Genomic DNA, 6,262 nt, shown 5'->3' on the forward strand with positions numbered 1-6,262 from the left:
GGGTCCTGGAAGCACTTTCCTGGCTTCCAGGACCCCCTTCGTCGGAGTAAACGGCGCAATCAGTCACGTGCTCGTTGAAGGCCTCGGTTTGCCGCGGCCTTCAACGGGAACGGCCGTCATCGAATACAGAGGAGTCGAAAGCGCCTGTGGCTAACGACAATGCAGAGACCTTGGCAGTAGAGCCCGAAGAGGACACTGTTCCCAAGCCTGACACGCCCGCGGAAACCCCCCGGGAGTACGGTGCCAGCGACATCACTGTCCTGGAGGGCCTTGAAGCGGTACGTAAGCGTCCCGGTATGTACATCGGTTCCACCGGTCCGCGCGGTTTGCACCACTTGGTCTATGAAGTGGTGGATAACTCTGTCGATGAAGCTCTGGCCGGATTCTGCACCCATATTGAAGTCACGCTCCGTGCCGACGGCGGCGTCCAGGTTGTTGACGACGGCCGCGGCATCCCCGTTGACATCCACCCCACCGAGGGCAAGCCCACCGTCGAAGTCGTGATGACCATCCTGCACGCCGGCGGTAAGTTTGGCGGCGGCGGTTACGCGGTTTCCGGTGGCCTTCACGGCGTGGGTATCTCCGTGGTGAACGCACTGTCCCGGCGCGTGAATACGGAAGTCCGGCGGCAGGGCCACGTTTGGCGTATGACATTCGCCGACGGCGGCAAGCCCCAAGGCGGACTCGTCAAGGGAGAAGAGACGGACCAAACAGGGACTACACAGACGTTCTACCCTGACGGAACCATTTTCGAGAGCACCGAATTCGACTTCGAGACACTTCGCGCGCGCTTCCAGCAGATGGCCTTCCTGAACAAGGGCCTTCGGATCACCCTGACTGACGAGCGTCCCGCCGCCCGGGAGGGTGAGGACGATCTGGATCTCGACGCCGTCGCTACCGAAGGCGAAGTTGCTGCCGAGCACCGCACGGTCGTCTACCAGTACCCGGACGGCCTGCTGGACTACGTCAAGCACCTGAACTCGAGCAAGAAGGTGGAGATCGTCCACGAGGATGTCATCGCTTTCGAAACTGAAGACACTGAGCGGCACATCGCCGTCGAGGTCGCTATGCAGTGGACAACCGCGTACTCCGAAAGCGTCCACACGTACGCGAACACCATCAATACCCATGAGGGTGGAACCCACGAAGAAGGCTTCCGCGCTGCGATGACCTCGCTGATCAACCGCTACGCGCGGGAGAAGAGCATCATCAAGGAAAAAGAAGACAACCTTACCGGTGATGACATCCGTGAAGGTTTGACGGCTGTCATCTCGGTCAAGCTTTCCGAGCCGCAGTTTGAAGGACAGACCAAGACCAAGCTGGGCAACTCAGAGGTCAAGGGCTTCGTCCAGCGCGTTGTCACGGACCAGCTCGGCGACTGGTTGGAGCGTAACCCCGGTCCCGCCCGCGACGTCATCCGGAAGGCCATTTCCGCTGCCCAGGCACGTATGGCTGCCCGCAAGGCTCGTGACAATGCCCGGCGCAAGAGCCCGCTGGAATCCTTCGGCATGCCCGGCAAGTTGTCCGACTGCTCCTCCAAGGATCCTTCGCGTTGTGAGGTCTACCTGGTGGAGGGTGATTCCGCAGGTGGTTCGGCCAAGCGGGGACGCAACCCGGAAACTCAGGCGATCCTGCCGTTGCGAGGCAAGATCCTCAACGTTGAACGCGCACGCCTGGACAAGGCGCTCGGTAATACCGAAGTCCAGTCCATGATTACAGCCTTCGGCACCGGCATTGGCGAAGACTTCGATATCGCCAAGCTGCGTTATCACAAGATCGTTTTGATGGCAGACGCAGATGTTGACGGTCAGCACATCACCACGCTGTTGATGACGCTGCTGTTCCGCTACATGCGCCCGCTGATCGAGAACGGCTACGTCTATCTTGCGCAGCCGCCGCTGTACCGTATCAAGTGGTCCAACGCCGCCCATGACTATGTCTACAGCGATCGCGAACGGGACGACACCATCCGTAAGGGTGCGGCCATGAACAAGCGCCTTCCCAAGGACAACGGAATCCAGCGTTACAAGGGTCTTGGTGAAATGGACTACACCGAGTTGTGGGATACCACCATGGATCCGGACCGCCGCACTCTCTTGCAGGTCACTATGGACGATGCCCTGGCTGCCGATCAGACCTTCTCGGTACTGATGGGCGAGGACGTCGAATCGCGCCGTAACTTCATCCAGCAGAACGCCAAGGACGTCAGGTTCCTGGACATCTAGTGCCTCACAAGGCTGTAGATATTCCAGAGCTGACATATACCTGAAACGGAAAACTTAGATTATGAGTGACGAAACTCCCGAAGTCCCGGCGGAACCCAGCGTCGACGACCTCATCCTTGAAGGCGATGTTCTGACTGACCGCGTGGAGCAGGTGGACCTGCAGACTGAAATGCAGCGCTCCTACCTGGACTACGCCATGGCCGTTATCGTAGGACGCGCCCTCCCGGACGTCCGCGACGGCCTCAAGCCGGTGCACCGCCGCGTTTTGTACGCGATGTTCGACGGCGGCTACCGTCCTGACCGCTCTTTCAACAAGTGCGCCCGTGTTGTGGGTGACGTCATGGGTACCTATCACCCTCATGGTGATATGGCGATCTACGACGCCCTGGTTCGCTTGATCCAGGACTGGACCATGCGCTACCCGCTGGCGCTGGGCCAAGGCAACTTCGGTTCCCCCGGCAACGACGGCGCCGCTGCCCCCCGTTATACCGAAACCAAGATGGCCCAACTGGCCATGGAAATGGTCCGCGACATCGACGAAGAAACCGTCGATTTCCAGGACAACTACGACGGCAAGAACCAGGAACCTACCATCCTGCCGGCGCGTTTCCCGAACCTCCTGGTGAATGGTTCCTCCGGTATCGCCGTGGGTATGGCTACCAACATTCCGCCGCACAACCTGCGCGAGGTTGCAGAGGGCGTGCAGTGGGCCCTGGACAACCCCACGGCTTCACGCGAGGAACTCCTCGAAGCACTTCTGCTGCGGATCAAGGGACCGGACTTCCCCACGGGTGCCACCATTCTGGGCCACAAGGGCATCGAGGACGCCTACCGCACCGGTCGCGGCTCCGTCACCATGCGCGCAGTGGTCAACGTGGAAGAACTACAGGGCCGCACCTGCCTGGTGGTCACCGAACTGCCTTATCAGGCAAACCCGGACAACCTGGCCATCAAGATCGCCGAACTGGTCAAGGATGGCAAGATCCAAGGCATAGCGGACCTCCGCGACGAAACCTCGGGCCGTACTGGCCAGCGCCTCGTGATCGTGCTGAAGCGCGATGCTGTGGCCAAGGTCGTCCTGAACAACCTGTACAAGCACACCCAGCTTCAGGACAACTTCTCAGCGAACATGCTGGCAATCGTCGACGGCGTTCCCCGCACCTTGAGCCTGGACGCCTTTATCCGGCACTGGGTCAACCACCAGATGGACGTCATCGCCCGCCGGACCCGTTACCGCTTGCGAAAGGCTGAGGAAGAAGCGCACATCCTGCGTGCACTCCTGAAGGCACTGGACATGCTGGATGAGGTTATCGCTCTTATTCGTGCATCCAACACCACGGAAGCGGCCCGCGAGGGACTCATGGAGCTCCTGGAGATCGATGAACTCCAGGCCCGCGCCATCCTGGACATGCAGCTGCGCCGTTTGGCTGCCTTGGAACGCCAGAAGATCCAGGACCGTCACTCCGAACTCGAAGCCATGATCGAGGAGTACAACGCGATTTTGGCTTCGGAAGAGCGTCAGCGCCAGATCATCAGCGAGGAACTTGCTGAGATCGTTGCAAAGCATGGCGATGACCGCCGCACGCACATTCTCATGGGCTTCGATGGGGACATGTCCATGGAGGACCTGATCCCTGAAGAGGAAATGGTCGTCACCATTACCCGCGGTGGTTACGTCAAGCGCACACGCAGCGACAACTACCGCTCCCAGCAGCGTGGCGGAAAGGGCATCAAGGGTGCACAGTTGCGCGGCGACGACGTCGTGGAGCACTTCTTTGTGACCACCACGCACCACTGGCTGTTGTTCTTCACCAACCTGGGCCGCGTGTACCGTGCCAAGGCTTACGAACTCGCAGAAGCCGGACGCGACGCCAAGGGACAGCACGTAGCAAACCTGTTGGCATTCCAGCCAGACGAGCACATCGCACAGGTGCTGGATCTCCGCGATTACCAGCAGGCTCCCTATCTGGTGCTTGCAACCAAGAATGGTTTGGTCAAGAAGACCAGGCTTGAGGACTATGACACCAACCGCACAGCCGGTGTCATCGCCATCAACCTGCGCGACGGTGACGAGCTCGTCTCTGCACAGTTGGTCAGTGAAACTGATGACCTCCTGCTGGTGTCACGCAAGGGCCAGTCCATCCGGTTCACCGCCACCGACGATGCACTTCGTCCCATGGGCCGGGCAACATCCGGTGTGACGGGTATGAAGTTCCGTGAAGATGACGAACTGCTGGCCGCAGATGTGGTCCAGGACGGCTCGTTCGTTTTCATCGTGACCGAGGGCGGCTACGCGAAGCGGACCGCCGTGGATGAGTACCGACTGCAGGGCCGTGGCGGCCTTGGCATCAAGGTGGCGAAGCTCGCGGAGGATCGTGGTGACCTTGTCGGCGCCTTGATTGTGCAGGAAGAAGATGAAGTCCTGGTGGTCATGGAGGGCGGCAAGGTGGTTCGCTCTGCCGTCAGTGGCGTCCCGGCAAAGGGCCGTGACACCATGGGCGTCATCTTTGCGAAGCCGGACAAGAATGACCGCATTATTGAGGTCGCCCGCAACAGCGAACGCGGTTTGGAAGGCGAAGAGTCCGAGGACGGACAGGACGATGACGTAACGTTGGCTGCAGAAGACGGAGCCACTGAGGCGACCGTCACGTCAGAAACGGAAAACGACGCGGACCCGGATACAGAAACGGGCGCGGAGCTGAACGAAGACAACACCGGAGGTAACGAGTGAGTAATTCCGACTCATATCCCAAGCCGAGCACAGGTGTCCCCGGCGGACTCCGGCAGCCCTCGGGCAGCACGCAGGCAGGAGCGCCTGCAAGGCCCCAGCAACGCCCGGGAGCCGGCGCCGCCGGTGCCGGAGCTCCTGGACAACGCCCGGCCTCGCCTGGACAGCGCCCGGCCTCGCCTGGACAGCGCCCCGCCTCAGCCGGACAACGTCCTGCTGCAGCTCCCGGCCAACGGCCCGCACAACCCGGGCAGCGTCCGACTGGTGCGCCCGGTCAGCGCCCCGCGCAGGGTGGGCCGGGACTTGTAAAGCCGGCTCCCAAGGCCAAGGTGCGCCGTGCACGCCTCCTTGTCAGCAAGGTTGACCCGTGGTCGGTACTGAAGATGGCGTTCCTGCTGTCTGTGGCGCTGGGCATCGTCACGGTTGTCGCCGCGATCGTGCTGTGGACTGTGTTGGATCTCACAGGTATCTTCAACCAGGTGGACAGCCTGCTGGGGACCTTGGCCGGTTCCGAAGGCAGTGGTTTCGAGTTGAAGAAGATTGCTTCGCTCGGTCAGGTGGCCTCCTTCGCCACGATTATTGCCGTAGTGAACGTAGTTCTGTTGACCGCCCTGTCGATGCTCTCTGCCGTGCTCTATAACATTTCGGCAACGTTGGTCGGCGGCATCGGCGTCACCCTGACGGACGACTAGCAAAAAACCGCGGATTTACGCCGAAAACGGTGAGATTCAGCGGTCAGAATGCCTCGATTTGAGATCGGGCCGGGATGTGCTGTACAGTCATATCTCGGCCCGATGAGGCATCGGGGCGTATAGCTCAGGCGGTTAGAGCGCTTCGCTGATAACGAAGAGGTCCCAGGTTCAAGTCCTGGTACGCCCACGGAACCTAACAGGTTCAGGTAACACTGAACCGGAATGAGGTGCTTGTGAAGAAGTTGCTGGTAGTAGTCGCAGCGGCGGTCGCAGGTGTCCTGGTCTATAAAAAGGCGCAGGAATCCGAAGCCCGGAAGGATCTCTGGAGCAAGTCAACCGACAAGGTCGACTAGCCACGGAGCCCGGTCTGGAACTGGCAAAAGCCAGTCCTGACATGGGGTATGATTGACGGGTTGCTTCTTATGGGGGCATGGCGCAATTGGTAGCGCACCTGCTTTGCAAGCAGGGGGTTCGGGGTTCGAGTCCCCGTGCCTCCACCATAAGAAAAGTCCCGGTCAGAAATGACCGGGACTTTTTGCATTTAACCCATTCACACACCTGGGGCTCCCAACTGAGTCGCAGCTGAGCGCGTTTTGACGGCTCAAAACGCGCTCAGC

Annotated in this window: 4 protein-coding genes and 2 tRNA genes; all 6 read left to right on the forward strand. The window is 60.3% G+C overall.

Features of this window, described 5'->3' with window-relative positions:
• The first annotated feature begins 146 nt into the window (after window positions 1-146).
• The 6 genes from gyrB to AB4Z15_RS22395 all read left to right on the forward strand — a co-directional run bounded on the left by gyrB (window position 147) and on the right by AB4Z15_RS22395 (window position 6,145).
• Window positions 147-2,225, forward strand: coding sequence for a DNA topoisomerase (ATP-hydrolyzing) subunit B (gene gyrB, locus AB4Z15_RS22370; protein WP_442019005.1), 2,079 nt, complete (start codon window positions 147-149; stop codon window positions 2,223-2,225).
• Window positions 2,226-2,286: 61 nt separating this feature from the next.
• Window positions 2,287-4,956 (forward strand): DNA gyrase subunit A, encoded by a 2,670-nt coding sequence (gene gyrA, locus AB4Z15_RS22375; protein WP_442019006.1) that lies wholly within the window; start codon window positions 2,287-2,289, stop codon window positions 4,954-4,956.
• Entirely contained in the window at window positions 4,953-5,645 is a 693-nt protein-coding gene (locus tag AB4Z15_RS22380) for a DUF3566 domain-containing protein (protein ID WP_442019007.1), read from the forward strand. Before gyrA ends, AB4Z15_RS22380 begins: the two co-directional genes overlap by 4 nt.
• A 113-nt stretch (window positions 5,646-5,758) precedes the next feature.
• A tRNA-Ile gene (locus tag AB4Z15_RS22385) sits at window positions 5,759-5,832 on the forward strand.
• Between the two features lie 46 nt (window positions 5,833-5,878).
• Entirely contained in the window at window positions 5,879-5,998 is a 120-nt protein-coding gene (locus AB4Z15_RS22390) for a DLW-39 family protein (protein WP_216924378.1), read from the forward strand.
• Between the two features lie 71 nt (window positions 5,999-6,069).
• Window positions 6,070-6,145: transfer RNA gene (locus AB4Z15_RS22395), tRNA-Ala, on the forward strand.
• Window positions 6,146-6,262 lie beyond the last annotated feature (117 nt).

The organism is Paenarthrobacter sp. 2TAF44 (assembly GCF_052114885.1).
Lineage (GTDB): Bacteria > Actinomycetota > Actinomycetes > Actinomycetales > Micrococcaceae > Arthrobacter.

What these genes read in the sequence shown, in the direction of transcription:
- gyrA (WP_442019006.1), top strand. Translation starts at nt 2,287, where the DNA reads ATGAGTGACGAAACTCCCGAAGTCCCGGCGGAACCCAGCGTCGACGAC.